This window comes from Pseudomonas sp. rhizo25, assembly GCF_031931935.1.
Lineage (GTDB): Bacteria > Pseudomonadota > Gammaproteobacteria > Pseudomonadales > Pseudomonadaceae > Aquipseudomonas > Aquipseudomonas synxantha.
Map to the genome: position 1 here is coordinate 205,301 of NZ_JAUJXA010000008.1, position 25,923 is coordinate 231,223.

Consider the following 25,923-nt stretch of genomic DNA (forward strand, 5'->3'; position numbering starts at 1 on the left):
AATTTCAGGAGTTTCCAATGGCGAAGAAACCCAAGGCAGCCACCTTTATCAAAGACCCGCTCTGGTACAAAGATGCGGTGATCTATCAGGTTCACGTCAAATCCTATTTTGACTCCAACAACGACGGCATCGGTGACTTTCCCGGGCTGATTGCCAAGCTCGACTACATTGCCGACCTCGGTGTGAACACCATCTGGCTGTTGCCGTTCTACCCTTCGCCACGCCGTGATGACGGCTACGATATTGCCGAGTACCGTGGCGTACACAGCGACTACGGGACCATGGCCGACGCCAAGCGCTTCATTGCCGAAGCCCACAAGCGTGGGCTGCGGGTGATCACCGAGCTGGTGATCAACCACACCTCCGACCAGCACCCCTGGTTCCAGCGTGCGCGCAAGGCCAAGCCGGGCTCGGCGGCACGGGATTTCTACGTGTGGTCGGACGATGACCAGAAGTACGACGGCACGCGCATTATTTTCCTCGACACCGAAAAGTCCAACTGGACCTGGGACCCGGTGGCGGGCCAGTACTTCTGGCATCGCTTTTATTCGCACCAGCCCGACCTCAACTTCGATAACCCGCAAGTGATGAAAGCGGTGCTGTCGGTGATGCGCTATTGGCTCGACCTGGGCATCGACGGCTTGCGCCTGGATGCGATCCCCTACCTAATCGAACGCGACGGCACCAATAACGAAAACCTTGCGGAAACCCACGACGTCCTCAAGCAGATCCGTGCCGAAATCGACGCCCATTACCCTGACCGCATGCTGCTGGCCGAGGCCAACCAATGGCCGGAAGACACCCAGCTGTATTTTGGCGACCGCAAGGGCGATGACGGCGATGAATGCCACATGGCCTTCCACTTTCCGCTGATGCCGCGCATGTACATGGCATTGGCCCAGGAAGATCGCTTCCCCATCACTGATATTTTGCGTCAGACCCCGGAGATTCCCGCCAATTGCCAATGGGCGATCTTCCTGCGCAACCACGATGAACTGACCCTGGAAATGGTCACCGACAGGGAGCGCGACTACCTGTGGAACTACTACGCCGCCGACCGCCGCGCGCGTATCAACCTGGGCATCCGCCGGCGCCTGGCGCCGCTGATGGAGCGCGATCGCCGCCGTGTGGAGTTGCTCAATAGCCTGTTGCTGTCGATGCCGGGCACGCCGACCTTGTATTACGGCGATGAAATTGGCATGGGTGACAACATCTATCTGGGCGACCGCGACGGCGTGCGTACACCGATGCAATGGTCCATCGACCGCAACGGCGGTTTTTCCCGCGCCGACCCGGCCAGCCTGGTGTTGCCGCCGATCATGGACGCGCAATACGGTTATCAGTCGGTCAACGTCGAAACCCAGGCCCAGGACCCGCACTCGCTGCTCAACTGGACCCGACGCATGCTCGCCGTGCGCAAGCAGTCAAAGGCGTTTGGCCGTGGCAGCCTGAAAATGCTTTCGCCAACCAATCGCCGCATTCTTGCCTATACCCGTGAGTACACCGGCGAAGATGGCCGCAGCGAGATCATCCTGTGCGTGGCCAACGTGTCGCGCAGCGCCCAGGCTGCGGAGCTGGACCTGTCTGCGTTTGCCGGCATGGTGCCGGTGGAAATGCTTGGCGGTAATGCGTTCCCACCCATCGGCCAGCTGAATTTCCTGTTGACCCTGGCGCCCTATGGCTTCTACTGGTTTGTGCTGGCGGCGGAGAACCAAATGCCCAGCTGGCATGTGGAACCGGCGCAAAGCATGCCTGACTTCACCACCTTGGTACTGAAAAAACGCATGGAAGAATTGTTGGAAGAACCTTGCCGCACCAGTCTTGAGCAAACCTCATTGCCAGCCTGGCTGCCCAAGCGTCGCTGGTTTGCCGGCAAAGACACGGCCATTGACAGCGTGCACATCGCTTACGGTGTTCGCTTCGGCGACCCGCAGCACCCGGTGCTGCTCAGTGAAATCGAGGTAACCAGTGGCGGCCAGGTCAGCCGTTATCAATTGCCGTTGGGCTTTCTGGGCGAAGACCAGTTCACCAGTGCCTTGCCCCAGCAATTGGCCCTGGCTCGCGTGCGGCGTACCCGCCAGGTAGGGTTGGTGACTGATGCGTTCAGCCTTGAGCAGTTTATCCGTGAGGTGATCCAGGCCATGCAGGCCGGTACCGTGCTCAGTTCCGTTGAGGGCGATCTGCGTTTCGAGTCGACCCAACACTTGGCCGGGCTGCAACTGGGCAGCGAATCGCCGGTGCGCTACTTGTCCGCCGAGCAGTCCAACAGCTCGGTGGTAGTGGGCGAGAGCCTGGTGCTCAAGTTGATCCGCAAAGTCAGCGCCGGGGTGCACCCGGAGCTGGAAATGAGTGCCTACCTGACCGCCGCCGGCTACCCGAATATTTCGCCATTGCTGGGTTCGATGAGTCGCCGCGATGGGCAAGGCCAGGACAACCTGCTGATGATTGCCCAAGGCTACCTCAGCAATCAGGGCGATGCCTGGAGCTGGACCCAGAACAACCTGGAGCGGGCGATCCGCGACGAACTGGCCGAGGCCATCTCCGAACAGGAGCAGCACTACAACGCCTTGGGGGAACTGGCGGATTTCGCCGGGCTGCTTGGCCAGCGCCTGGGGGAAATGCACCTGGTGCTGGGCGCGCCGACCGCCGACAAGGCTTTCAAGCCCGAACTCACCACGGCCAAGGATACCCAGGCCTGGGCCAAGGATGTCGGCGCCCAGATCGACCGCGCCCTGCAACTGCTCAAACTTCATCAAAGCCAGTTGAACCCCGCTGATCAGGCGTTGGTCAGTGAATTACTGGCGCAGAAAAAAGCCATCGCCGGGCATGTCCAGGCGCTGGCGAAGGCCACGCTAGGCGGGTTTCGTATCCGGGTGCATGGAGACTTGCATCTGGGCCAGGTATTGGTGGTCAAGGGCGATGCCTACCTGATCGACTTTGAAGGCGAACCGGCGCGACCACTGCATGAACGGCGTGGCAAACACAGCCCCTATAAAGATGTGAGTGGTGTGTTGCGCTCCTTCGATTACGCGGCGGCCATGGCCCTGAATGTGCAAGGAGTGGATCACTCGCCGGAAGCGGACAACGCGCGTAAACGCGTGACCGATCGCTACCTGAATGAAGCCCGCCAGGCATTTACCCAGGCTTACCAGGCGGCGACGGCTACACTGGCGCATGATTGGCAGGATGCCAAGGGCCAGGACGCAGCGCTGACGTTGTTCAGCCTGGAGAAGGCTGCGTACGAAGTGGCCTACGAAGCGGAAAATCGCCCGACCTGGTTGCCGGTGCCCCTGCAAGGGCTGCACGGTTTGCTCAGCGGGCTAACACCTAAATCGAAACCTGTACGCGGTGGGGAGACCTCATGAGTTTTACACATAAAGAACCGCTGCAGCCCAAGCTGACGGCATTGCCGGCGTCCAAGGACGTCGAAGCGCTGGTGCGCGCCGAGCACCCCGATCCATTCTCGATCCTGGGGCCCCATGACGACGAGCAGGGGGGGCAGTTTATCCGCGTCTTTCTGCCGGAGGCGTTGAGCGTCCAAGTGCTCAGCCGCGATGGCAGCGAGACCCTTGGCAGCCTGGAGGCCAACCAGGTACCGGGTTTATTTGTCGGGCAGTTCGGTACGCGTCAACCTTACCTGTTGAAAATCCAGTGGGCCGGCGGTGAGCAGATCACCGAAGACCCCTACAGCTTCAGCCAATTGTTGCTGGGGGAAATGGACCTCTACCTGTTTGCCGAAGGCAATCATCGTGACCTTGGCAGTTGCCTCGGCGCCCAGGTGACCAGCGTCGATGGCGTCGCGGGCGTGCGCTTTGCGGTATGGGCACCGAATGCACGGCGGGTCTCGGTGGTGGGCGACTTCAATATCTGGGACGGTCGCCGTCATCCGATGCGCCTGCGCCATCCGTCTGGCGTCTGGGAAATTTTTATCCCTCGCCTGCAACCGGGTGCCGCCTACAAATATGAAATCCTCGGAGCCCATGGGATCCTGCCGCTCAAAGCCGACCCGATGGCCCTGGCCACCCAATTGCCGCCCGATACCGCCTCTAAAGTCGCCGCGCCCTTGCAAGTGGACTGGCAGGACCATGACTGGATGCAGGCCCGTGGCGACAAGCAGAAATCCACTGCGCCGTTGTCGATCTATGAGCTGCATGTGGGCTCCTGGCAGTGCGAACTGGACGAGGCCGGCGAAGTCGCCCGCCAGTACGGCTGGCGTGAACTGGCCGAGCGCCTGATTCCCTATGTGCAGCAACTGGGCTTCACTCATATCGAGCTGATGCCGATCATGGAGCATCCCTTTGGCGGTTCCTGGGGCTATCAAGCCCTGTCGCAGTTCGCGCCCAGTGCGCGCTTTGGCTCGCCGGAAGACTTCGCCTGGTTCGTCAATGCCTGCCATCAGGCAGATATCGGCGTGATCCTTGACTGGGTGCCGGCGCATTTTCCCACCGATACCCACGGCCTGGCGCAATTCGACGGCACGGCGCTGTACGAATATGCCAACCCGCTGGAAGGCTTCCACCAGGATTGGGACACGTTGATCTACAACCTGGGCCGCACCGAGGTCCATGGCTTCATGTTGGCGTCGGCGTTGCACTGGCTCAAGCATTTCCATGTCGACGGTCTGCGAGTGGATGCGGTGGCGTCGATGTTGTACCGCGACTACTCGCGCAAGGCTGGAGAGTGGGTGCCCAATCGCCATGGCGGCCGGGAAAACCTGGAAGCCATCGACTTCCTGCGGCACTTGAACGACGTGGTCGCCCTGGAAGCGCCGGGGGCCTTGGTGATTGCCGAGGAGTCCACCGCCTGGCCCGGGGTGAGCCAGCCGACCCAACAGGGTGGCCTGGGGTTCAACTACAAGTGGAACATGGGGTGGATGCATGACTCGCTGCATTACATTCAGCAAGACCCGGTGTACCGCGCCCATCATCACAACGAACTGAGTTTTGGCCTGGTCTACGCCTGGTCCGAGCGTTTTATCCTGCCGATCTCCCACGACGAGGTGGTGCACGGCAAGCACTCGCTGATCGACAAGATGCCTGGCGACCGCTGGCAGAAGTTCGCCAACCTGCGCGCCTACCTGAGTTTCATGTGGATGCACCCGGGCAAGAAGCTCTTGTTCATGGGCTGTGAGTTTGGCCAGTGGCGCGAGTGGAACCATGACCAGCAACTGGATTGGTACTTGTTGCAATACCCCGAGCACCGCGGCGTGCAGAAGCTGGTGGGTGACTTGAACCGCCTGTATCGCGAGGAGCCGGCGCTGCACGAACAGGATGATGCACCCCAGGGCTTCCAATGGTTGATTGGCGATGACGCGATCAACAGCGTCTACGCCTGGCTGCGCTGGAGCAAGGACGGTAAGCCGGTGCTGGTGGTCGCCAACTTCACCCCGGTACCGCGTGAAGGCTATGCGGTGGGTGTGCCCTTCGGCGGGCGCTGGAGCGAGGTGATCAACAGTGATGCGGATACCTACGCCGGGTCAAACTTTGGCAACGGTGGAGAGGTGCTTGCCCAGGATGAGCCACGCCATGGGCAACCAGCGTCATTGTCGTTGAACCTGCCGCCGTTGGGCGTACTGATTCTGCGCCCGCAAGGGCTATAAGGGCTCTACGTTGCTGGATGCAGTTGTCCAGGCTACTGGCAGGGTGCCACAATGGCGCCTTTGTCGTAGCAGTCCAAACAGGCGGTTTGCATGAACAGCTCCAGTCGTGCGCAGGACCAGGACGACGTGATCGAGGAGCAGGTGCGAACTGATCGTTTGCATCAGCTGTTTCGCCAGTCGTTCTCCGCGGTGTTCGGCAGCTACCTAGGCGCGGCCATGCTCTGCTGGCTGTGCTGGGATCGCTTTGAGCACCGGGTCATGCTGGTGTGGCTGGTGTTGCTGGCGGGGGCGTCGCTGCTGCGGCTGAAGATGTTCATGGGCTGGTTTGGGTGCCCCGACAGCGAGCGCACGCCCGCTCGCTGGGAGCGGCGTTACTGGGTCACACTGATGTTATCGGCTGGCATCTGGGGTGGCGGTGCGTTAGCGGTCATGCCCAACGACGACCGCGTGTCCCAGGTACTGGTCATGCTGTTTACCGTGGGCATGTCGGTCAGCGCGGTGTCCTGTTACTCGGCGTATCGCTACATGACGCTGGGGGCCATGGCCCTGGTGCTGCTGCCGTGTACGCTGTGGCTGTTGTTCCAGCCTTCATCGATGCAGGTGGGCGTGGCGATTGCGGTGCTGGTGTTCTCGACTTTTGTGGTCAGTGCCACGCGCAAGCTGTCTGATGCCCTGGAAAAAGCTTTTCGCCTGACCCGGCAAATGGAACAGGCCCACAACATTTCAACCCATGCCGCACAGACCGATGAACTCACCGGCCTGAAGAATCGTCGTGCTTTCTTCGAGCATGCCCAGTTGTTATACACGCAGTGTCAACAGAACCTGCAGCCGCTGTGTGCGCTGATGCTGGACATGGACCATTTCAAATACATCAACGATACCTACGGCCACCAGGCCGGTGACCAGGTGTTGCGCCAGGTCGGCGGTGTGATCAGTGCTTCGTTTCGTCAGGCCGACGTGTCCGGACGCCTGGGCGGTGAAGAGTTCGCTGTGCTGCTGCCCAACACGTCCCTGGAGACTGCGCGGACTATCGGTGAGCAATTGATCGAAGCGATTGCCGGCTTGAGTGCTGAACCGGTGCAGGGCCTGACCGCGAGCCTCGGGGTGGCGACGACCGAGGGCAACGAGCACGATCTGCCCGGCCTGATGAACGATGCCGACCAGGCGCTGTACCGCGCCAAATCCCTGGGTCGCAATCAGGTCGTGATCGCGCAGTAGGTTCAATCCTTGGACATGGCCCTGGCGAGGGCGCGTGCGACCTGTTCGGCAGAGTAGGGCTTGGCGAGGAATTCGAAACCTTCGTAGCCGCTGTCGGCCAGTTCTTCGCTGTAGCCCGAGGTGAGCACCACCGGCAGGTCGGCACGGCGCTCTCGCAGTAACTTGGCCATCGCCACGCCGGTCATCCCGGGCATCACCACATCCGAAAAAATCGCATCGAACGCCCCGGCGTCGGGGCCTGCGAGGGCCAGTGCCTGGCGAGCGTCGGTGGCCCAAGTGGTCTGGTAGCCCAGGTCCTGGAGGATCTGTTTGGCGAAGCGTCCCACTTCCAGGTTGTCTTCCACGATCAGCACATGGCACTGGATGTTGTTCGGCAATGGCACCAATTGCTCGGGCGTGGGCGGTGGCGGTGGGTCCTGGCTGTCCACCTGTGGCAGGTACAGGGTAAACACCGTGCCTTGGTCTGGGGCGCTGGATACGTCGATATTGCCACCTGATTGCTTGGCAAAGCCAAACACCTGGGATAGACCCAGGCCTGTCCCTTTGCCCACCGCCTTGGTGGTAAAGAACGGCTCGAAAATGCGTTCGGAGGTGTCACTGGGAATGCCGGGGCCGGTGTCTGCCAGAGAAATCGTCACGTAGGGCAGGTGCGACCCGGCATCCCCGCGGATGCGCGGCAGGGGCTGGTGCCCGGTGACTTTCAACGTCAGTGTGCCCTGGCCTTCCATGGCATCGCGAGCGTTGAGTGCGATGTTGATCAATGCAGTCTCGAACTGGCTCGGGTCGATGCGTGCGTAGCAAGGCTGATCAGGCAATTGCACCTTCACGTGGATACGTGCGCCGGTGACGCTTTCAAGCATTTCACCGATGTTCTGCACCCGCTGGCCGACATCGAACACCTGCGGGTTCAACGGCTGGCGACGGGCAAAGGCGAGCAGTTGACTGGTCAGCTTGCTGGCCCTCTCCACTGTATCGGAAACTGCGCTCATGTAGCGCTGGCGACGTTCCTGCGCCAACCCCGGCTGGCGCAGGAAGTCCACGGACGAGCGAATGATGGTCAGCAGGTTGTTGAAATCATGGGCCACGCCGCCAGTAAGCTGGCCGATGGCTTCAAGCTTTTGTGATTGGCGCAGTGCAGCCTCGGCCTGGGCCAGGGCGAGGGTACGTTCTTCCACCCGCTGCTCCAGGGTGGCGTTGAGTTCGGTGTACGCCGCCAGCCCCTCGCGTACGGCGGCATCGGCGCGCACGCGCTCAATGTGCGCCCAGGAGCGCTCCGTGACTTCGCCCAACAACGCCAGGTCGTAGGAAGACCAGTAGCGGGGCTGCTTGTCATGTATAGCCATCAACGCGGTGAGGCGCCCATCCTTGATCAGCGGCATGCAGATGGTGGCGGTTACGCCCAGGGCCTGGAAGGTCGCCGACTCATCGGCCGGCAGTTCGACCAAGTTATTGCAAATCACCAGCGGCGCGCCGGCCCGCAGGCAGCTCACGGCGCGTTCGCCGAACTGCGCCAGGCTGTAATGGCCGATGATGCTTGGCGAACCGTTCGACGCCCAGTCGCCGCGGATGGTGAAGCCGTCTTCATCGGCATCCATGTCGGCGTAAGCGCAAATGGACACCTGCAGGTGTTGCGCCAATAACCGGGTGGTGGCGGTCATGATTGTTTCGGCGTCGGTGGCGTTGGCTACAGTGCTGCCGATGGCATCCAGTACTTCCAGGCGCCGGGCGAGAAACACAGTGGCGGTGGTCTCGGTCACCGTGTCGAGCATGCCGACCACCTTGCCCCGGGAGTCACGGATGGGGCTGTAGCAGAAGGTGAAGTAGGCTTGTTCCGGTGCGTCATTGCGTTGGATCAGCAGCGGGAAGTTTTCGATGTAGGTGGCATGCCCATCGAATGCAGCGCTGGCGATGGGGCTGATATCGCTCCACACCTCATGCCACACCTCGTTGAACGGGCGGCCCAATGCCTCAGGCTTGTTACCCAGGATCGGCGCGAACGCATCGTTATAGAGCGTAATCAACTCAGGCCCCCAGACGATGGCCTGGGGAAACCGGGAGGCCAAGCACAGCGCGGCGGTGGTCTTCAATACGTCGGGCCACTGCTCCAGCGGCCCCAGGGGCGTACTGGCCCAATCATGCTGGCGGACCCGCTCGGCCATGTCGCTGCCGTCTTGCAGCCAATTCATCATTGGGTCAACACCTTATTTGCCACGGCTCAACTATTGCCTGAAACGTCAGGTCGCAAGCAACAGACCTGCATGATCGCAACCAGTTCAGCGCGACCATGCAGGTGATAGCAGTTGAACATATCTGCATATGGATGAATAAATTCAGCGCTTTCCAGGCGCTCCCCCAAGGCTTATTGGGCGGCGAATACTCCGGTCCAGTAGATGCCCGCGTCGCTCTTGGGATCCATCGCGTAGGCGGCACCCAAATCGCGAAATTGCGGGTTCATGAGGTTGGCGCAATGACCAGGGCTGGCGAGCCAACCGTCGACGACCTTGCGTGGGGTATCGAGGCCGGCGGCAATGTTCTCGCCGATGTTCTTGGCGATATACCCGGCCAGTTCGGCGCGGTCGCCAGGGGTACGGCCGTCGTGGTCCAGGTGGTCGAAGAAATTGCCGTTGGCCATGTTACGTGTGTGGCTGTTGGCAGCGCTGGCGAGTGCATCGCTCCACGACAGCGGGGCGGCGGCGGTGAACGCCTGGGTGCCGCAAGTGCGCGGTTCTGCGCGAGCGGCGTTGACCAGGTTGAGCAGTTGCCTGCCCTCGGTCTGCCAGTCGCCCAGGCCACTGGTCACCAACGGGCGGGCCAATACGATGCGCCAGTCCTGGCCGCTGTTGCTCACGCCGATGTCGACAAATTGCGGGTCCAGCACTACCCGGCAGAAGCTTTCGCGTACTGCTTTCATGGCGGCGTCGGCGTCCTTGGGCCCGGACAGGCTGATGGCCTGCACGTTGACCATCGGGTACGCGGCCCGCGCCAGGGACTGCTGCAAGTCGCCGACGTTGGAGGCCGGCAGCACCAGGCGTGTGTCGCTGGTCAGTGGCGGCAACTCCTGGGAGCCTTGGTCACCGCAGCGTTGCAGCTGGCTGCGGTACTGATTGATCTGTTGTATCAACTGACTTTCTTCATTCGCCATCGCGCTGGCGCAGAACACCGTACTGGCGGCCAGCGTCGTAAGACCCATCATCAATGACAGAACGCGCATGGACGTTACCCTTGAGCTTGAAAGTGCCCATGATGCGCGATCCAGGTGCATCCATGCACCCGTTGGTCCGAACTTTTTTTCTTCAGTTCTTGAATGTCGAGTGTTTTGCGCCCTGATCGCACAGGGCAAACACCACCACCAACAGCGCAGAAACCGCAAGGATGATCACCACCCCATCGGTGGAATGGGTGGCCGAGGCCGCCACCATCGACAGCGCGCCCAGCGGTGCCAGGCCACCGGCAATGGCCGTGCCGATTTCACGCCCGGTGCCGAAGCCCGATGAGCGCGTCTGGGTCGGGAACTGCCGGCTCAGGAACGAGCCCTGGGGAGCGAACATCATCGGCGCGAGGATGCCGGTGCCTACGCCGATGGCGAGGTAGATCATCAGGCTTTCGCCACTGTTGAGCAGCGCCAGGAACGGGTAGGCGAACAGCAACGAGCACAGGCCACCCAGCATCAGCACGGTCTTGCTGCTCCACTTGTCGCACAGCCAGCCGAAGCAGGGCACCGCGACGATGGCAACCAGGCTGGCGATGGTCACCGACAGGGAGGTGACATGCACATCCACACCTTTGAATTGAGTCAGGTAGGCCAGGGAGAAGGTCTTGAAAATGTAGCTCAGGGCGTTGTAGCCAATGGCAACAAAGAACACCACCGCGAGGCCCTTGAGATCGTTCTTGAACAGCGCCTTGAGCGGGGACGGCTTGGCCTTGACGGCCTCTTTACTCAGTTCCTGGAACTGCGGGGTTTCCGGAATGCTGTTACGCACCCACAGGCCCACGCCCACCAGTACGATGCTGCAGACAAACGGAATGCGCCAGCCGCCGGCCAGCAGGAACTCGTTGCCGTTGATAGTCAGCAGGTAAATGGTCAGCGAGGACAGCAGCAGGCCCAGGTTCAGGCCCAGTGCCGGCCAGGCACCCTGGCTGCCGCGCTTGCCCTGGGCTGCGTGTTCGTAGGACGTCACTGCGGCGCCTGACAACTCGGCACCGGCGCCCAGGCCCTGGATGATGCGGATGAACACCAGCAGGATCGGGGCCCAGATGCCGATGGAGGCGTAGCTGGGGATCAGGCCGATCAGCGTGGTGCACACGCCCATCAGGCAGAAGGTCAGCACCAGCACCTGCTTGCGTCCGAACTTGTCGCCCAGGTAGCCAAACAGGATGCCGCCGAACGGGCGGGCGATAAAGCCGATGGCGAAGGTGGAAAAGGCCATCAGCGTGGCCGTCTTGGGGTCGCTGTTATCGAAGAAGATCTTCGAGAACACAATGGCCGCCATGGTTGCGTACAGGTAAAAGTCGTACCACTCCAGCATCGAGCCAAAAATGGTGGCGGCCGCGACTTTGCGCAGGCGCTTTCGGGTTTGCACAGGCGTTTCGGTGCCGGGGATGGAGGCGGTTGCCGTCATGCTGGACTTCCTTCTGGGTCTTTGTAGTTATTGTTGGGTGAGCGGGCAGAGCGGGTATTACTCGGGATGGAACAGGCGGTCGGCGATCATCGCGCCGATGGGCATGGCTGACGTGGCGGCCGGCGAGGGCGCGTTGCACACATGGAGCATTCGCGAGGTCTGGGCGAACAGGAAATCGTGCACCAGGCTGCCATCGCGCATGACTGCCTGGGCGCGGATACCGGCCTCGTAGGGCAGCAGGTCTTCGAGGGTCAGGGACGGGCAGTATTTGCGGCACTGCTCCAGGTAACCGGACTTGAACAGCGAGTTCTTCATCTCGGTGGTACCGGAGCCGAGGTTTTGCCAAAGGGTTTTCCAGAAACCCGGAAAACTGGCGTACTGCGCCACGTCGCGCCAGTTCACCGAGAACTTGCGGTAGTTCTCGCGCCCCAGCCCGAGTACGGCATTCGGGCCGACGGTGACGCTGCCGTCGATCATGCGGGTCAGGTGGACGCCGAGGAACGGCAGCTCCGGATCGGGAATAGGGTAGATCAGGTGGTTGACGATGTTGTTCTTCGATGCCGGCAGGCGGAAGTACTCGCCGCGGAACGGGATGATCTGATGATCAATGCTGATCCCGGCCAGGCGGGCCAGGCGGTCCGATTGCAAGCCGGCGCACACCACCAGGTGGCGGGCTTGCCAGGTTTCACCATGGGTATTGACGGTGACTTTATCGGTGTCTTCGTGAATGGCGGTCACTGTGCGCTCCAGGCAGATCTGCCCGCCGCCGCGACGGATCACCTGGGCCATGGTCTCGCACACCTGGCGGTAGTCGACGATCCCGGTGGCGTCGAGAAACAACCCGCCAAGGCCGACAATGTTCGGTTCACGCTGGCGCAATTGCTCGGCATCCAGGCGCTCGACCTGCATGCCGTTGAGCTGGGCGCGGGCGTGTAACGCCTCCATCCGTTGCATTTCCAGCGGGTTGGACGCCACCAGCAGCTTGCCGCACACCTCGAACTTGATCCCGTGATCACGGCAGAACTGCTTGGTGGCTTCGGCACCGCGCTTGCACAGGTCGGCCTTGAGGCTGCCGGGTGCGTAGTAGATACCTGCATGGATCACGCCGCTGTTGTGCCCGGTCTGGTGCTTGGCCAGCACCGGCTCTTTTTCCAGGATCACCAGCGACGCGCCTGGCTGGCGCTTGAGCAATTCCATGGCGGTGGCCAGGCCAACGATGCCGCCACCGATGATGCAAAAATCGTGAATCATTGCAGGAGTTCCCAAGTCACACATTTCAGTCTGCTTATCAGGTTGTCAGACTAATGTTTTTGTTAAAAAAATGGCGTGTCCCAGGACACGCTATAAACACAGTGGATCAATTCGTGGTCGGCAATTCCAGTTGCAGGCGGCGTGCTGCTGCACGCAAATGCGCCTCGGCGCTGGCGGCTGCGCGTTGAGCGTCGCCGTCGGCAATGGCTTGGTAGAGCTGCTGGTGTTCCTGAGTCGCATCGGCCGAGCCGGTAGCGAAGCGCGACGCGGAGTTTTCCCACGCGGTCTTGCGGGCACTGGCCAACTGGCTCCTGAGGAAGTCATGGAAGGCCACGAAGTAGTCATTCTTGCTGGCGTCGGCAATGGCGCGGTGGAACTCCACATCGGCAAGGGCCGCCGCCTCGAAATCGTCGCGATTGTCCTGCATGGCCTGCAAGGCGCTTTTCATGCGTTGCAGGTCGGCAGCGTCACGTCGCTGGGCCGCAATCGAGGCGGCCTGGGTTTCGATCCACAGGCGCACTTCGAACATCTGTGCCAGGTCAGGCCGGCGCCCGTTCGGCTGCGGGAAACGGAACACCGTGCCAGCGGGCGTCTGCGAAATAAATGAGCCCAGGCCGCGGCGGGCGGTGAGGACGCCGTCGGCCTTGAGCTGGGCAATGGCTTCGCGCACCACGGAGCGGCTGACGTTGAGCTGCTCAGCCAGTTGCTGTTCGGTAGGCAGGCGCGACTCCGGGCCCAACTGGCCGGATTCGATTTCTGCGCGAATCGCGCTGACAACCCGTACGACGAGCGAATCGGGGCGCTGGAGCTCAAGCATGATGAAACCTTGGTAATCAGGTTGTCAGACAATAGTCGTTACGATTTTAACTTGTCAATATTTGTCTGCTCCGAGCCGGCCCGTGTGCGCGCGCGATTCCAGGCAATCACACCGGCGAGCAGGATCAACCCCGCTGCTGTGGCGAAGGTGGCATGCAGGCCGGCGGTCACGGTCTGTGGCGTAGCCTGGGTGACATCCGGGCTGCTGCGGGCGAAGACCGCGCCCAGGACCGATGCGCCGAAAATCAGGCCCAGGTTGCGCGACAGATTCAACAGGCCGGCAACGGTGCCCCGGCGTGTCGCCGACACATCGCTCATGACTGCGGTATTGTTGGCCGCCTGGAACAGGCTGTAGCCCGTCGTAAGCACCGTCAGTGCAGCGGTGTAGGCGACGAGCCCCGAGACCTGCGACAACCACAGGGCAGCGCACAGCATCGTGCCTATGCCCACCAGGGTCAGGCGCCGGGTACCCAGGCGGTCGGTGAGGTAGCCCGCCGGTATGCCGGTAATGGCCGCGACCGCCGGGCCAACCGCCATCGCCAGGCCCATCCAGGCGGGATCCAGGCCCAAGCCACGGGAGAGATAGAACGGGCCCACCACAAACGTGGCCATGATCACCGCCGACACCAAGGCGCTCATTGCCAGCCCGGCGCGCAACCCCACATCGCGCAAGGGCGACCAGAATGTATCCCGGACTGACGCGTCAGGGCGGCAAGCATCCACCGGCAAATAGCGATAGGCGAGGGCGGCCGCCAACCCAGCCAATGGCACACCGAGGAGGGCGAGGCGGCACAGCCTGCGCATGCCAGGGCAAACAGCAACAACCCGGCCAGCAATAGGCGTCGACGCCCCAGGTAGTCGCCCAGGCGCCCGGCGCTGACGATCACTGCAGTAATGGCCAACAGATAGGCAAGCACCACCCATTGCACCGCGTGAAACGATGCCGCGAATGCGTGCGCCAGGCTTGGCAGGCCGACATTGGCGATGCTGGTGCCCAGGTTGCAGGTTATAGCTGCACAGAACGCCTCATCGGGGCATGGTGTTCCACAACTACTGGTACGCCACCGGACCTGTGGGAGGGGGCTTGCCCCCGATGGCCATGGGTATCTACACATCTTTGATGTAGCGACCGCCGATAACCACGATGCGCAGCGAGTCGCTCTTGATCTGGCTTTTAATCTTGATCTTAGGCGCCCCGTTAAACCACGCTGGCCGGAATTCGACAGGGATTTGGGGGGTAAACCGGCAGGGATGCCGGTTTAGCCGCCCCGCGCCATGGATGGCGCGTGGCGGCGGCCCCCCAAATCCATGGCGGATTACGGGCACACCGAGCCTGGGCGAGGTGCCGAGTGGTGGGGCAAGAGCGTTTGGTTACTTTGCGCTTTTCAAAGTGACCCGCTGTAAAAGCGGAACCCATAGTGGCCGTTGCCCAAATAACGGATATGTACTCGGTCTGATCCAACATTCTGTTCGGCTGTCAGGCCGCCATCGGGAGCAAGCCCCCTCCCACAGGGGATCTGCGCTTAACTGACCGGCTTTAGGGCAAGCCGCTCCCCCATTTAGAGCGTCGCGAGGGTGAGCGCCTTCGGCAATACCCATACTCATCGGAGCCCGCATGACCGACTTCAATTTGCTGATCACCCTGGATATTTTGCTGGCCGAAGGCAGCGTCGCCCGTGCCGCCAAGCGCCTGCGCCTGAGCCCTTCGGCCATGAGCCGGGCCTTGGCGCGTTTGCGTGCGGCCACTGGTGATCCGTTGCTGGTACGCGCCGGGCGCGGCTTGGTGCCGACGCCACGGGCGTTGCAATTGCGCGAGCAGGTCAGCCAATTGGTGCAGGACGCCTACGCCGTGCTGCGTCCGGCTCACAGCCTGGATCTGGGTGGGTTGGTGCGCACCTTCACCCTGCGCACCAGTGAGGAGTTTGTCGAAAGCTTCGGCCCGGCGCTGTTGGCGCGCATCGCACGTGAGGCCCCAGGTGTGCGTTTGCGTTTCGTCAATAAAAGCGATAAAGACAGCGCGCCGTTACGTGAAGGAGGTGTCGACCTGGAAACCGGTGTGGTCGATGCCGATGCCAGCCCTGAGGTGCTGACCCAGGCGCTGTTTCGTGACCGCCTGGTGGGCGTGGTGCGCGATGGCCATGCCTTGAGCGGCGGCAAGATCAGCGCCGCGCGTTTTGCCCAGGGGCAACATGTCTATGTGTCGCGGCGTGGGCAGGATCGTGATCAGATCGACGCTGCACTGCAGGCCCTGGGTCTTGTACGGCAGGTCGGTATCGTGGTCGCCGGCTTCAACACTGCCATCGCCCTGGCCCGCGAGACTGACCTGATCGCCAGCGTGCCTGAGCGCTACATCACCGTACCGGCCCGAGGGCTGCACTGCTTTGAACTGCCGGTCACGTTACCGACGTTCACCGTGGCAATGCTTTGGCACCCACGCCAGGATGCCGACCTGGCCCATCGCTGGCTGCGCGGTTGCCTGCGCGAGGTATGCGGGCCATGAGGGGGCCGCAACGGGTACAATCGCCGCTGCCTTGACGCGAAACTCCAGGAATTTGCATGTTCAGCCTTACCCGCTACACCACACCGTGCGCCGAATCGGTCAACAGCCAGATCCTGCAGATGGTGGTGGACAACCTCACCGACATCAGCAGCGTGGCGTTGGCGCCAAGCAACCTGCTGTACAACATCTACCAGTACGCCATCGGCTTTGAGGTGCATCTGTATCTTGAGGCGTTGAATGGCACAAAGGGCATTGCCGTCGAGTTGGTCGTGGCGATGCAGGCAGAGACCGTTATTGGTTTTTGCCTGTACCTGCCGGTGAAGGACGATCCAGAGGCGTGTGGCATAGCCTTCATGGCGGTGCAGGCTGGCTTTCGTCGCCAGGGTGTGGCGCGGGGCATGCTGGGCGAGGTGCTGGCGCGCTATCCCCATGCTGAGCTGGCCTGTGCGGTGGAGAAGGTCCCGGTCTTCGAGGCCATTGGGTTCCGAGTGCGCGGGGCGCGGGGTACGCAAGTGTTGATGAACACCCGCGACTACGGCACCGACGGGCTGATGGGCGTGCTGGATGTAGCGCCGATCTATAGCTCGCTGGAAGTACGCCAGATCCATACCTACCTGCTGCAAAAGCACGGCAAGCGCGCCATGGTCGACGCGGAGAAGCAGCGCGACCGGCACCTGGATCAGTTGGCGCGCAAGGTCCAGCTGTTTATCCAGGGCCGTTCTCCTACCGCCTGACGCGATTGACCATCCCCAGGATGGTCGCCAGCAATTCCTGTTGCGCCTCCTCGCGGCTGATCTCGCCATTGGCCGCCGCATGGGACAACGCTTCTGCTGCGCCGAGCATGGCCCGCAGGCCAGCCTGGGAAATACTGCCACCTGAGGCGAAGGGGGCCAGCGCGTCGCGGCATTTCTCCAGGAAGATCGCCTCATATTCACGCTTGAGCGCCTCCAGCTCCGGCGAACCGCTCAGCGCTGCAATCACCCCCGGGATTTCCCGGCCTTGCAACAACACGCAATCGACATAGGACGAGGCGATCACCCAGGCCCGGTCCTCCAGGGTTGCGTTGCTGGTCTGAATGGCATTGGTAAACACCTGGTCCTGACGCTCGTCGAAATCTGCATACAACGCGGTCAGTAACCCTGCACGCGTAGTGAAGTGGTCGTAGACCACCGGCTTGGTAACGCCCGCCAGTTCTGCCAGACGGCCCAGGGTCAGGGCGTCGGTGCCCTCTGCGCGGACCAGTTGCCAGGCCACATCGAGTAACTGGCGCAGGCGACCTTCACGGGATAAACGCCGACGCGGGGAAGGGGATTCAGTGCTTGACATGCTTATATACCAAAAGTAACTTATTCGACTTAACTTACTAAAAGTAGATTAAGCCAAAAGGGAGTCAAAGTCATGCACGCACTGATTGTTGTTGCCCATCACGACCCGCAATCCCTCACCCACAGCGTGGCCGCCCAGGTCGGTGCCGGTTTGACCGCCGCCGGCCACACTTTTGAAATCGCCGACCTTGCCGCAGAAGGCTTCGACCCTCGCTACACCGCCGCCGATCACCAGGTGCACCGCAACCACGCAACGCCGCCAGCCGATGTGCTGGCCGAGCAGGCTCGCATCGAGCGCGCCGATGCCCTGGTGCTGGCGTTCCCGATCTACTGGTGGTCAATGCCGGCCTTGCTCAAGGGCTGGGTGGACCGCGTGTTTGTCAATGGCTGGGCGATCGACTATGGCCCTGACACAGCGGTGGAGAAAAAATTGCGGCACTTGCAGGTGCACCTGCTGGCCCTCGGTGGCGCGGATGAAAGCGCTTTTGATCGACACGGTTATGCCAAGGCCATGCGCACCCAGATCGACTACGGCATCTTTGATTACTGCGGGGCGCAGGTGCTGACATCCGAGCTGCTGCTGGATTCGGAAAGCGGTGCTGCCCAAGCGCATCTGCACAGGGCCAGGGCGGTAGGGCAGGGGGTGTTTCAGCGCGAGACGGTAGCCGGATGATTCAAACGTCGCGAAACAGGTCGTGGGCATCCAGCAAACGGTAGGCAATCTCCGGCCGTTTCTCCAGGCCGCGGCGGATCGATGCCGGGATCGCTTGCCGGGTCTTGCGGCACATGCCCGGCAGTTCGTCGATGACGATCTGGATCCCGCGCATGCTCTTGACCTCGGTGTGCCCCGGCGCGATATGCACGCGGATGCCGAGTTGCTCGTACATCCGCCGTTGCATATGTTCCAGGTCTTGCAGGCTCTTGAGGTTTTCAAGGCGCTCGAGCAGGATTTTTTCCTGCTGTCGCGTCAATTGGAGGATGCGCAGGTCAGCGCCGGCAGCCTCCAGCAGTTGTTCACGGTTGCAGACACAGGCGCCAGGTGGGCAGGGTTGGCGAAGGGTCATAGGCGCTTCCGGCGAGTCGCAAGGGTCAGTAGCTTAACTGAACCCCAAGGCTACCCAAGGCTTTCCAATACTCAGGGTAGGTCTTGGCCACGCAGTCCGGGTCCTGGATGCGAATGCCCGAGACTTTCAGACCGGCCAGGGCAAAGCACATGGCGATGCGATGGTCGGCGTGGGTATCGATCAGCGCCGTGCACGTGGTGCCGGCCAGGGCAGGGTCGCTCGCGACCAGCAGATCATCACCCTCGATGGTCGCCAGGCCTGGGCGGATCTCATTGAGGCCATCGTGCAGCGCCTGTACGCGGTCACATTCCTTGACGCGCAGGTTGGCCAGTTCAGTGAAACGCACCGGGGTGTTGTTGAATGCGGCGAGGACGGCCAGGGTCGGGATGGCGTCCTGCATTTGTGAGCCCACTACCGTGGCCTGCATATTCGGGAACTGGGCGATCACGGCCTGGGCCTCGGCGTCCGGCTGGGTGAAGTCCTGTGCCGCGACACCGATATCGATACGTCCACCGGTCAACACTTCGGCGGCCCACAGGTAGGTGGCGGCGGACGCGTCGGGTTCGATCAGGTAGTCATGGGCGGTGTAGCCGGTCGGGGCCACGCGCCAGGTGGTGTCGTCCACGGTTTCGACCTGGGCGCCGAATGCGCGCATGCAATCGAGGGTCAGGTCCACGTAGCCACGGGCGCCAATGTCCTTGCCGGTCAGCGCCACTTCAATCGGCGCCTCACCACAGGCTGCGAGCATCAGCAGGGCTGATACGTACTGGCTGGACAGGCCGCCATCGATTTCAAAGCGCTTTGCTTGCACCTTGCCCACGCCGTGCACGGTCACCGGTGGGCAGCCGGTGGGGCTGTCGACCTGGATACCGTTCTGGCCTAGGGTAGCCAGCAACGGGCCGATCGGGCGTTTTTGCATGTACTCGTCGCCGTCCAGTACCACGGTGCCTTGCACGGTGGCCACGGCCGCAGTGAGAAAGCGCATGGCGGTGCCGGCGTTGCCGAGGAACAACGGCTGGGCCGGCAATTGCAGCGAACCTTGGCTGGTGACGACGAAGGTGGTGTCGTCCGGTTCATCGATGCTTACGCCCATCTGGCGCAGGGCGACCGACATGTGGCGGGTATCGTCGCTTTTCAGCGCACCGCTCAAGCGGCTGGTGCCCTTGGCCAATGCCGCCAGCAACAGGGCGCGGTTGGTAATGGACTTGGAGCCGGGGGGCGCAACCTTGCCATTGAGGGGAAAGTCGGGCGGTGTAACGGTCACGGTTTTCTGCGAACTCAAGGGACAAGGCTCCTGGTCAAGGCGAGATGGCATGGAGTGGCCGACGTGCGGACCCGAATAATCAGGCAAACACGCCATGTTTGTCGAGTGAGCTGGTGATCGGCATGACTTTTTAGTGGTCCCCTCCCACAGGTCTGCGGCTAGCGTTTGTAGACGAAATAAGCCCGCCTCAGCGCTGGCTCAGCCAGTAGTCATGCAGCGCCCGCGCAGCCGGTTCGATTGCACTGACCCGCTGCTGATGGGCGTCTACATCCAGGTCCGCCGGCAATTCGAAATTGTCCTGCTCAGCGCACCAGGAGATCCTCTCCAATTGCCCGGCTTGTTCGGCGGGCAATTCAGGCCAGTTGGCGATCGTCACGCCTCGCACGTAGCCAAAGCACCATTCCTCGGCAAGGGTCACCGCCTGGCCCTGATGCTCGGTTTCGTCGAAGCGCGCCTTGAACGCCTGGGAATCGCTGGCCAACTGCGCAGCCAAGGTATTCATATGGCGCACGCACAGTTCCAGAAAACCCTGGGCCTCGTCCATGCTTTCCCATTCCGGGTTCTGCCCACCCCAGATGGCTGGGAACCATTGAGCCACGTCAACCTGGGCCGGTCCAGACACCAGGGCGGTGAAGTAGCCGTCGAGTTCGGCCAGGTTCAGCACCGAATGGTCATCGCCGTACTTGAGCAGGGTTTCGTCGATCAGGTCTAATTCGGCGGATGTGAGGGGCTGGGCGTGCATGGCATATCCTTAAGCGTCGAACGCCGCGGGTCAGGCGGCTTAAAGCGCGCAGGATGGCGTGTACGCGGCATTTTATCCAGCGCCTTTTGCGCGGCCGGTCCCGCTTTTGGCCGATGCGCCGTGGCGCACCCTTGATATAGTCTGGCCTTCCTCAATCGCCAGTCAGGGATCACTGCCATGTCCGAATACCAAGCCTTCGTTGTCGAACTCAGCGGCAACGTTGCCCATGTGCAGATCAATCGCCCGGAAAAGATCAACGCCATGAACGCGGCGTTCTGGAGCGAAATCATCGAGATCTTCCAATGGGTCGAAGATACCGATGCCGTGCGCGTCGTGGTGCTCAGCGGCAATGGCAAGCACTTTTCCTCGGGTATCGACCTGATGCTGCTGGCTTCGGTGGCCAATGAGCTCGGCAAAGACGTGGGACGCAACGCACGCCTGCTGCGGCGCAAGATCCTCGAGCTGCAAGCTTCGTTCAATGCGGTCGACAACTGCCGCAAGCCGGTGCTGGCGGCGATCCAGGGTTATTGCATCGGCGGCGCCATCGACCTGATCAGCGCCTGCGACATGCGTTACGCCGCCGAGGACGCGCAATTCTCGATCAAGGAAATCGACATCGGCATGGCCGCCGACGTCGGCACTTTGCAGCGCCTGCCACGCATCATCGGCGACGGCATGCTGCGTGAGCTGGCCTATACCGGTCGCCAGTTCGGCGCCGATCAAGCGCGCAGCATCGGCCTGGTCAACCGGGTGTTTGCCGATCAGCAAAGCCTGTTGGCCGGGGTCATGCAGATCGCCGAGGAAATCGCCGCCAAATCGCCGATTGCCGTGACCGGCACCAAGGCGATGATCAGCTACATGCGCGACCACACCATCAATGACGGCCTGGAATACGTTGCCACCTGGAACTCGGCTATGTTGCAATCCAACGACCTGCGCGTGGCCATCGCGGCCCATATGAGCAAGCAGAAACCCGAATTCGTGGATTGACTGACATGACCCCAGGCTGGATTACCACAACGCTGCTGGACAACGACACCCCGGGCGGCTGGGCTGTTGCCCGCAGCCGCGAGGGCTTTTTGCACGACACCAATGGCCCGCTATTCCCGCGTGAATGGCTTAAGCGCCAGGACCTGTCGGTGTTTGCCGAGCACGGCATTGGCCACCTCGACGGCGAGCCGGTGTACCTGCTGGAGCTTAATGCGCCGGCAGAGGTTCCCGGGTGCAGTTGGCAAGGCCTGCGCGGCTTCATGCTGCAAGGCGATCACACCCTGTACAAGGTGCTGGGCTATGCCGCGCAGATCGGCACCTGGGCGCGAGAGCATCGGTTCTGCGGGAGTTGCGGCCAGGCCATGGTCCAGATGCCGCGGGAACGGGCGATGTACTGCCAGGCCTGTGACCTGCGCAGCTACCCACGGATTTCGCCGAGCATGATCGTGCTGGTGACCCGTGGCGATGAGATTCTGCTGGCACGCTCGCCACGCTTTGTGACCGGGGTCTACAGCACCTTGGCCGGCTTTGCCGAACCGGGTGAGTCGGCCGAAGACTGCCTGATCCGCGAAGTGCGCGAAGAGGTGCAGGTGGAGGTCAAGAACATCGAGTACATGGGGAGCCAGTGCTGGCCGTTTCCCCATTCAATGATGCTGGGCTTTCATGCCGAGTACGCCGGTGGCGATATCGTGCCCCAGGTCGACGAGATCGAAGACGCGCAGTGGTTCAATATCCATGAGCTGCCACCGTTGCCGGCGTCACGTTCGATTGCGCGATACCTGATCGACCTCTACGTGGCCCGCCGCCTAGGCCACGCTGAACCAGTGCTGCCAGGCTAGGCGCACCGTCAGGCCGAGGACCACGGTGATAAACACCGGGCGAATGAATTTGGCGCCACCGCTGATTGCGCTGCGGGCGCCAAAGAATGCGCCACCCATCACCGACACACCCATCGCCAGGCCGACGATCCAATCCACCGAACCATTGATGATAAACACCGTCAGCGCCGCCGCATTGCTGACGAAGTTCATGCTGCGTGCCACGCCACTGGCCTTTACCAAGTCGATGGGGTGCAGGAGCATGGTGCTGACGGTCCAGAACGCCCCGGTGCCGGGGCCGGCCACGCCGTCGTAGAAGCCCAGGCCAAAACCCTGGGTGGCTTGCCACTTCTTCTTGATCGGCGCATCCACGTCCAGTGGCGCCTTTGGCGTGCCGCCGAACAACAGGTACACGCCGCAGGCGAAGACGATCACCGGCAGCATCTTGTTCAAGGCCTCGGCGGGCAGGTAGTGGGCAACCACTGCGCCCGTCAGCGCGCCGACCAAGGTGCCGACGATGGCGTGCACCCATTGGCGCGGGTGGAACAGCTTGCGGCGGTAAAAGGTGAAACTGGCGGTGGCCGAGCCGAAGGTGGAGCTGAGTTTGTTGGTGCCCAGTACCAGGTGAGGCGGCATGCCGGCGGTGAGCAACGCGGGGGTGGTCAGCAAGCCGCCACCGCCGGCAATGGCGTCGATGAAACCGGCGATAAAGGCGACGACGGCCAGGATGGCCAGCGTAGTGAGGTCAACACTGAGTTCGAAGGGCATGGGCAGGGCTTATTGTTGGGGGTGCGCTATGCGAAAGGCTGCCATCTTACCTGCCGAATGCACGCATAACCAAATGTGGGAGGGGGCTTGCCCCCGATGGCGGTGTGTCAGTCACCAATACGCTGACTGATCCACCGCTATCGGGGGCAAGCCCCCTCCCACATTTTTTACCGTGCCCGCTTGGTTATTTGTGGGTTCCGATCCACTCCAGCGCCGTACGCCAGATACAAATCCCCAGGAAATACGCCGACATCAGCGACCACAAGCCAAACGTCCACGGGTTGGTGTTGGGGTAATCCACTACCATCAGGAAGCTGCACAACAGCCAGATCGTGGTCACTGCAATATTGATCGGCATGAAGCGCTTGACCCGAAACGGGTGCAGGAACTTCATCGGCGTCACGGTCAGTAATGCCAGGCCGATCACCGTCAGCAGGGTGACCCAGGCGTCTGGCTGGATGATGTACACGCACAGGGCGACCACGTTCCAGGCGGCGGGGAAGCCGACGAAGTAGTTGTCCTTGCTCTTCATGTTCACATTGCAGAAGCAGAACAGCGACGACACCAGGATCACCGACACCGTAAACAGATGGGTAAATTCCGGCAGGTCGATGTAGCGGTAGATAAACAGTGCAGGGATAAATACGTAGGTGAGGTAATCGATCACCAGGTCCAGGACCGAGCCATCAAAGCTGGGCAGTACCGTGCTGACATTGAGCCGGCGGGCCAGGGAGCCGTCGACGCCATCCACTACCAGCGCCAGGCCCAGCCACAGCAGGCATGCCTTGGGGGAGTTTTCCAGCAGCGCCAGGGTGGCCAGGAAGGCCAAGACCACACCCGTGGCGGTAAAGCCGTGGGCGCCCCAGGCTTTGATTCTGGCTACATGCAGGGTCGATATCACGGGCGGTTCTCCAAAAGGTCAAACGGGGCAGCCGACAACGTAACGCCGTCGAGTCTGGCCAGGGAATGCAGGTATCGACCGGGAAGGGGGGGATAAGGTTCACCACCCCGGCGTATCCGTTAGGGTAGCAAGGGTAGGACATTTCGGCATCAACCCTGACGGAAAACCAGTGCCTTCAAGCCACTCTGCGGGTCAATGTCGGGGAATTCCGGTGGGTTTTCCAGGCGCTGCACAAAGCGCAGGCCCGGCGCTTCGCGGGTTACGCCGTCGATCAGGAAGTCTTCGCCGAACGCCGGATCGTTCATGCACGCCAGCACTGTACCTTGTGCCGTGAGCAGATCCGGCAAGCGCCGTAGCACACGCTGGTAGTCCTTGGTCAGCAGGAAGCTGCCTTTCTGGAACGACGGCGGGTCGATGATCACCAGGTCATAGGGGCCACTGTGGGTGACCTTTGCCCACGACTTGAACAGGTCGTGGCCCAGGAAGGTGACTTTGCCCAAGTCATGCCCATTCAGGCGATGGTTGTCGCGACCCCGGCTGAGCGCGCCACGGGCCATGTCCAGGTTCACCACATGGTCAGCGCCGCCCTCGATGGCAGCCACCGAGAAGCCACAGGTATAGGCGAACAAGTTGAGCACGCGTTGGCCCTTGGCCTGTTCACGCACCCAGTTGCGCCCGTAGCGCATGTCGAGGAACAGCCCGCTGTTCTGTTTTCTACCCAGGTCGATCAAATAGCGCAGGCCGCCTTCGGTGATGGTCAGCTCGTCAATGGCATCGCCCACCAGCCACTCGGTGGTGCTTTGCGGCAGGTAACGATGTTGCAGGGCCACGGTACGTACACCAACGCCGGCCCAGTCGATCTGCAGCAGCATCTGCCTCAAGGCTTCCAGTTGCTCGGTTTCCTTGAACAAGGCCACCAGCACCACGCCTTGCAGCCAATCCACTGTCAGTTGTTCCAACCCCGGCCAGCAGCGGCCACGGCCATGGAACAGGCGCCGGGTTTCCACCGGCGCGTCGGCCAGGGTGGTGAGCAGGTGGGCGTGCAAGGTAGCGAGTGCTTCTGGGGTCATCGTTTAGCGTCAGTCAGCGAGCGGCCGGCATTTTAAACACAATCGTGGGGTTTGCGGGGGGCGTGGGCACAACGTGGCTTTTTTGGTCTGGGTCAGGATCGCCGTGGGCTTGCTGATTGACGTGGATCCAATGTGGGAGGGGGCTTGCTCCCGATAGCGGTGGATCAGTCAGTTTATTTGTTACTGACACATCGCTATCGGGAGCAAGCCCCCTCCCACATTGGTCCTTGGTGTTAGTTAGAACGTGGCGATCAGGGCGGGCCCGAATGCGTCTTTCAGGAAGACCGGGGCGATATAACGCTCGTAATGCGCCTCCGACAGCAGGAAAAACTCCCGATCTATCGCATCCCGCAGCTCCGCCAGGTGGCGCTCGCGAAACTCCGGCAGCAATGCCAATCCATAGGCATCCAGCTTGGAAATCACCCGCGCACCCCGGGCAATCAGCTGGTACGCCCAGCAATACGGCGACTGGTGCGGCATAAAGCGAATCTTGCGCGCTTCCAACTGTTGGCGCAGGCGCTGCGGGTCGAAGACTTCCAGCTTGCTGGCCATTACCTGCACCAGCAACTGTTCCAGGCGCAGCCACACCGCCTGTTTTTCCTCGGCGTTGTAGCCATTCCACTGGATCACTTCGTGGTGATAACGCTTGCAGCCTCGACAGACCAGGTCACCGTAGACTGTGGAGCACAGCCCGACGCAAGGGGTCTTGATGGTTTGATTGGGCATAAATGTGATCTGTTGAATCAATCCCAGCTCAACGCGCCGCCAGTTTGATACTCGATCACGCGGGTTTCGAAGAAGTTTTTCTCTTTCTTCAAGTCCATGATCTCGCTCATCCACGGGAACGGGTTAGTCGTGCCTGGGTACTCTTCTTTCAAGCCAATCTGCGACAGACGACGGTTGGCAATGAACTTGAGGTAGTCTTCCATCATCGCAGCATTCATGCCCAACACACCGCGAGGCATGGTGTCGCGCGCG

The 25,923-nt window shown here is 61.6% G+C and carries 22 protein-coding genes and 1 pseudogene; 8 read left to right on the forward strand and 15 right to left on the reverse strand.

What is annotated here, in order from left to right:
* Positions 1 to 17 precede the first annotated feature (17 nt).
* From treS to QZR30_RS18800, 3 genes are all read left to right on the forward strand, one after another.
* Positions 18 to 3,365, forward strand: a complete 3,348-nt coding sequence (treS, locus tag QZR30_RS18790) for a maltose alpha-D-glucosyltransferase (RefSeq protein WP_311903911.1) — start codon at positions 18 to 20, stop codon at positions 3,363 to 3,365.
* Complete coding sequence (gene glgB, locus QZR30_RS18795) at positions 3,362 to 5,599, forward strand: 1,4-alpha-glucan branching protein GlgB (RefSeq protein WP_046067963.1); 2,238 nt, start codon at positions 3,362 to 3,364, stop codon at positions 5,597 to 5,599. Before treS ends, glgB begins: the two co-directional genes overlap by 4 nt.
* A 90-nt stretch (positions 5,600 to 5,689) precedes the next feature.
* On the forward strand, positions 5,690 to 6,817 hold the full coding sequence (locus tag QZR30_RS18800) for a GGDEF domain-containing protein (protein ID WP_068967090.1): 1,128 nt from the start codon (positions 5,690 to 5,692) through the stop codon (positions 6,815 to 6,817).
* Between the two features lie 2 nt (positions 6,818 to 6,819).
* On the opposite strand, the gene QZR30_RS18805 is transcribed toward QZR30_RS18800, so the two are convergent.
* The 6 genes and pseudogenes from QZR30_RS18805 to QZR30_RS18830 all read right to left on the reverse strand — a co-directional run bounded on the left by QZR30_RS18805 (position 6,820) and on the right by QZR30_RS18830 (position 14,618).
* On the reverse strand, positions 6,820 to 9,006 hold the full coding sequence (locus tag QZR30_RS18805) for a GAF domain-containing hybrid sensor histidine kinase/response regulator (RefSeq protein WP_068967091.1): 2,187 nt from the start codon (positions 9,004 to 9,006) through the stop codon (positions 6,820 to 6,822).
* Between the two features lie 170 nt (positions 9,007 to 9,176).
* The gene (locus QZR30_RS18810; protein WP_046067966.1) at positions 9,177 to 10,028 is read right to left on the reverse strand and encodes a CAP domain-containing protein; all 852 of its coding nucleotides are present in this window, start codon (positions 10,026 to 10,028) and stop codon (positions 9,177 to 9,179) included.
* A gap of 82 nt (positions 10,029 to 10,110) precedes the next feature.
* The gene (locus QZR30_RS18815; protein WP_046067967.1) at positions 10,111 to 11,436 is read right to left on the reverse strand and encodes an MFS transporter; all 1,326 of its coding nucleotides are present in this window, start codon (positions 11,434 to 11,436) and stop codon (positions 10,111 to 10,113) included.
* A 57-nt stretch (positions 11,437 to 11,493) separates the two neighbouring features.
* Positions 11,494 to 12,687, reverse strand: a complete 1,194-nt coding sequence (gene lhgO / locus QZR30_RS18820; protein WP_068967092.1) for an L-2-hydroxyglutarate oxidase — start codon at positions 12,685 to 12,687, stop codon at positions 11,494 to 11,496.
* Between the two features lie 106 nt (positions 12,688 to 12,793).
* Positions 12,794 to 13,504 carry a FadR/GntR family transcriptional regulator gene (locus QZR30_RS18825; RefSeq protein ID WP_311903916.1) on the reverse strand — a complete coding sequence of 237 codons (711 nt, stop codon included), beginning with the start codon at positions 13,502 to 13,504 and terminating at the stop codon, positions 12,794 to 12,796.
* A gap of 38 nt (positions 13,505 to 13,542) precedes the next feature.
* A pseudogene (locus QZR30_RS18830) lies at positions 13,543 to 14,618 on the reverse strand (MFS transporter).
* A 500-nt stretch (positions 14,619 to 15,118) separates the two neighbouring features.
* Here QZR30_RS18830 and QZR30_RS18835 point away from each other — a divergent pair.
* The gene (locus QZR30_RS18835) at positions 15,119 to 16,003 is read left to right on the forward strand and encodes a LysR family transcriptional regulator (RefSeq protein WP_311903918.1); all 885 of its coding nucleotides are present in this window, start codon (positions 15,119 to 15,121) and stop codon (positions 16,001 to 16,003) included.
* Between the two features lie 56 nt (positions 16,004 to 16,059).
* Entirely contained in the window at positions 16,060 to 16,737 is a 678-nt protein-coding gene (locus QZR30_RS18840) for a GNAT family N-acetyltransferase (protein ID WP_311903919.1), read from the forward strand.
* Here the strand turns inward: QZR30_RS18840 and QZR30_RS18845 are convergent.
* A complete protein-coding gene (locus QZR30_RS18845; RefSeq protein ID WP_059397542.1) occupies positions 16,727 to 17,329 on the reverse strand; it encodes a TetR/AcrR family transcriptional regulator in 603 nt (200 codons plus the stop codon). The two genes, QZR30_RS18840 and QZR30_RS18845, sit on opposite strands and share 11 nt — an antisense overlap.
* 72 nt (positions 17,330 to 17,401) lie before the next feature.
* Between QZR30_RS18845 and QZR30_RS18850 the strand changes: the two genes are divergently transcribed.
* Positions 17,402 to 18,001, forward strand: coding sequence for an NAD(P)H-dependent oxidoreductase (locus tag QZR30_RS18850; RefSeq protein WP_046067973.1), 600 nt, complete (start codon positions 17,402 to 17,404; stop codon positions 17,999 to 18,001).
* 1 nt (position 18,002) lies between these two features.
* Here the strand turns inward: QZR30_RS18850 and QZR30_RS18855 are convergent, their stop codons facing one another.
* The 3 genes from QZR30_RS18855 to QZR30_RS18865 form a co-directional block, all read right to left on the reverse strand.
* Entirely contained in the window at positions 18,003 to 18,392 is a 390-nt protein-coding gene (locus tag QZR30_RS18855) for a hypothetical protein (RefSeq protein WP_046067974.1), read from the reverse strand.
* 25 nt (positions 18,393 to 18,417) lie between these two features.
* Positions 18,418 to 19,674 carry a 3-phosphoshikimate 1-carboxyvinyltransferase gene (gene aroA / locus QZR30_RS18860; protein WP_311903922.1) on the reverse strand — a complete coding sequence of 419 codons (1,257 nt, stop codon included), beginning with the start codon at positions 19,672 to 19,674 and terminating at the stop codon, positions 18,418 to 18,420.
* A gap of 169 nt (positions 19,675 to 19,843) precedes the next feature.
* Complete coding sequence (locus QZR30_RS18865) at positions 19,844 to 20,398, reverse strand: UPF0149 family protein (protein WP_311903924.1); 555 nt, start codon at positions 20,396 to 20,398, stop codon at positions 19,844 to 19,846.
* 177 nt (positions 20,399 to 20,575) lie between these two features.
* Here QZR30_RS18865 and QZR30_RS18870 point away from each other — a divergent pair, with 177 nt between their 5' ends.
* Together QZR30_RS18870 and nudC are read left to right on the forward strand one after the other, a co-directional pair.
* Positions 20,576 to 21,388 carry a crotonase/enoyl-CoA hydratase family protein gene (locus QZR30_RS18870; RefSeq protein ID WP_311903926.1) on the forward strand — a complete coding sequence of 271 codons (813 nt, stop codon included), beginning with the start codon at positions 20,576 to 20,578 and terminating at the stop codon, positions 21,386 to 21,388.
* Between the two features lie 5 nt (positions 21,389 to 21,393).
* The gene (gene nudC / locus QZR30_RS18875; protein WP_068967095.1) at positions 21,394 to 22,227 is read left to right on the forward strand and encodes an NAD(+) diphosphatase; all 834 of its coding nucleotides are present in this window, start codon (positions 21,394 to 21,396) and stop codon (positions 22,225 to 22,227) included.
* Here nudC and QZR30_RS18880 read toward each other — a convergent pair.
* From QZR30_RS18880 to QZR30_RS18900, 5 genes are all read right to left on the reverse strand, one after another.
* The gene (locus tag QZR30_RS18880; RefSeq protein ID WP_056845863.1) at positions 22,195 to 22,974 is read right to left on the reverse strand and encodes a TSUP family transporter; all 780 of its coding nucleotides are present in this window, start codon (positions 22,972 to 22,974) and stop codon (positions 22,195 to 22,197) included. The two genes, nudC and QZR30_RS18880, sit on opposite strands and share 33 nt — an antisense overlap.
* A 184-nt stretch (positions 22,975 to 23,158) precedes the next feature.
* The gene (pcsA, locus tag QZR30_RS18885; RefSeq protein ID WP_046067979.1) at positions 23,159 to 23,875 is read right to left on the reverse strand and encodes a phosphatidylcholine synthase; all 717 of its coding nucleotides are present in this window, start codon (positions 23,873 to 23,875) and stop codon (positions 23,159 to 23,161) included.
* Positions 23,876 to 24,024: 149 nt separating this feature from the next.
* On the reverse strand, positions 24,025 to 24,945 hold the full coding sequence (locus QZR30_RS18890) for a class I SAM-dependent methyltransferase (protein WP_046067980.1): 921 nt from the start codon (positions 24,943 to 24,945) through the stop codon (positions 24,025 to 24,027).
* A 237-nt stretch (positions 24,946 to 25,182) separates the two neighbouring features.
* On the reverse strand, positions 25,183 to 25,671 hold the full coding sequence (locus tag QZR30_RS18895; RefSeq protein ID WP_046072439.1) for a DUF1289 domain-containing protein: 489 nt from the start codon (positions 25,669 to 25,671) through the stop codon (positions 25,183 to 25,185).
* A gap of 17 nt (positions 25,672 to 25,688) precedes the next feature.
* A partial coding sequence (locus tag QZR30_RS18900; RefSeq protein ID WP_010208297.1) for a ribonucleotide-diphosphate reductase subunit beta occupies positions 25,689 to 25,923 on the reverse strand: 235 nt, incomplete at its 5' end.

Bases quoted from the DNA above. Each gene is read 5' to 3' on its own strand.
- QZR30_RS18800 (WP_068967090.1), top strand. From the start codon at position 5,690: ATGAACAGCTCCAGTCGTGCGCAGGACCAGGACGACGTGATCGAGGAG.
- QZR30_RS18810 (WP_046067966.1), bottom strand. From the start codon at position 10,028: ATGCGCGTTCTGTCATTGATGATGGGTCTTACGACGCTGGCCGCCAGT.
- QZR30_RS18870 (WP_311903926.1), top strand. From the start codon at position 20,576: ATGTCCGAATACCAAGCCTTCGTTGTCGAACTCAGCGGCAACGTTGCC.
- treS (WP_311903911.1), top strand. From the start codon at position 18: ATGGCGAAGAAACCCAAGGCAGCCACCTTTATCAAAGACCCGCTCTGG.
- QZR30_RS18815 (WP_046067967.1), bottom strand. From the start codon at position 11,436: ATGACGGCAACCGCCTCCATCCCCGGCACCGAAACGCCTGTGCAAACC.
- QZR30_RS18880 (WP_056845863.1), bottom strand. From the start codon at position 22,974: ATGCCCTTCGAACTCAGTGTTGACCTCACTACGCTGGCCATCCTGGCC.
- QZR30_RS18825 (WP_311903916.1), bottom strand. From the start codon at position 13,504: ATGCTTGAGCTCCAGCGCCCCGATTCGCTCGTCGTACGGGTTGTCAGC.
- QZR30_RS18845 (WP_059397542.1), bottom strand. From the start codon at position 17,329: ATGTCAAGCACTGAATCCCCTTCCCCGCGTCGGCGTTTATCCCGTGAA.
- lhgO (WP_068967092.1), bottom strand. From the start codon at position 12,687: ATGATTCACGATTTTTGCATCATCGGTGGCGGCATCGTTGGCCTGGCC.
- QZR30_RS18855 (WP_046067974.1), bottom strand. From the start codon at position 18,392: ATGACCCTTCGCCAACCCTGCCCACCTGGCGCCTGTGTCTGCAACCGT.
- QZR30_RS18835 (WP_311903918.1), top strand. From the start codon at position 15,119: ATGACCGACTTCAATTTGCTGATCACCCTGGATATTTTGCTGGCCGAA.
- nudC (WP_068967095.1), top strand. From the start codon at position 21,394: ATGACCCCAGGCTGGATTACCACAACGCTGCTGGACAACGACACCCCG.
- QZR30_RS18805 (WP_068967091.1), bottom strand. From the start codon at position 9,006: ATGATGAATTGGCTGCAAGACGGCAGCGACATGGCCGAGCGGGTCCGC.
- glgB (WP_046067963.1), top strand. From the start codon at position 3,362: ATGAGTTTTACACATAAAGAACCGCTGCAGCCCAAGCTGACGGCATTG.
- QZR30_RS18890 (WP_046067980.1), bottom strand. From the start codon at position 24,945: ATGACCCCAGAAGCACTCGCTACCTTGCACGCCCACCTGCTCACCACC.
- QZR30_RS18865 (WP_311903924.1), bottom strand. From the start codon at position 20,398: ATGCACGCCCAGCCCCTCACATCCGCCGAATTAGACCTGATCGACGAA.
- QZR30_RS18850 (WP_046067973.1), top strand. From the start codon at position 17,402: ATGCACGCACTGATTGTTGTTGCCCATCACGACCCGCAATCCCTCACC.
- QZR30_RS18840 (WP_311903919.1), top strand. From the start codon at position 16,060: ATGTTCAGCCTTACCCGCTACACCACACCGTGCGCCGAATCGGTCAAC.
- QZR30_RS18895 (WP_046072439.1), bottom strand. From the start codon at position 25,671: ATGCCCAATCAAACCATCAAGACCCCTTGCGTCGGGCTGTGCTCCACA.